The organism is Roseburia zhanii, from assembly GCF_014287635.1.
Classification (GTDB): domain Bacteria; phylum Bacillota; class Clostridia; order Lachnospirales; family Lachnospiraceae; genus Roseburia_B; species Roseburia_B zhanii.
Genome location: NZ_JACOPH010000077.1, coordinates 1 through 851, shown reverse-complemented (window position 1 = coordinate 851; position 851 = coordinate 1). Strand labels below are relative to the sequence as shown.

Genomic DNA, 851 nt, shown 5'->3' with positions numbered 1-851 from the left:
ATGCTGGACAAATTGCAGCATATGTTTGGCGTTTAATGTTGAAAAAGGGTTTGGAGAATAATTATGAAGACAGTAACAGATGTAAACACAGTAAACCAGCTATTGACATATTCAAAGCAAGCAGAGGCAGGAATACACCAAAAAGCAATACAGATGTTGCTTGGAGCAGGAAATAATAAAAAACAGGACAGTTTAAGTATTTCTGATGCTGCACGAGGCTTTTCAAAGCAATCAATAGCTGCACTGATAGATAAAAATGCGAATATTTCTAACAGTGAATTGGCTTATTATTTTGCAAACTATAATAATTCAAGTGCTATTTTGGATGCAATCAATTTTGGGGAGAATGTTTCCTGTGGATATAATTCTGATTTTAAGGAGTATGGGGTTATTTCCTTTGACCTTAATGGGAGCAGACAGGTAGTACCTAATTATGCAGTACCGAAAATGAATACAAGCACCATGTCAGGCATTTGTGCTGCAAATAATTCTTTGGTATTAAGTAATAAAAGTTATTATTCATGGACAACATCAAGTGGCGGTAAATATACATGGACGGTCAACAATGGAAGGATAGGCTGGGCAGCCTCGGAATCGTTGCTTGCAGAGAATACAAATCAAAAAGGGACAAATTATAAGTGGGAAATGCGCAAAGCAAGTAATATTTTATCTGATCTGGCACAGGGAAAGAGTGTGTGGGGTTATCTCTACAGTAATGAGGAAGTACTGTCAGTCTGTGAGAAAGTCGGGATTTCTCCGGGATTCTTTTCTATAGATGCGGGAGCAGGAAAACACACTTATTTATTGCAGGAATCAGGAAAGACCATAAATGTTGACGCAAAGATAAAACA

At 37.4% G+C, this 851-nt stretch carries 1 protein-coding gene; it reads left to right on the top strand.

The features are described 5' to 3' along the window. Positions 1 to 63: 63 nt before the first annotated feature. Positions 64 to 851, top strand: a 788-nt coding sequence (locus H8S17_RS16200) for a hypothetical protein (protein ID WP_186867901.1), incomplete at its 3' end; no start/stop codon positions are given.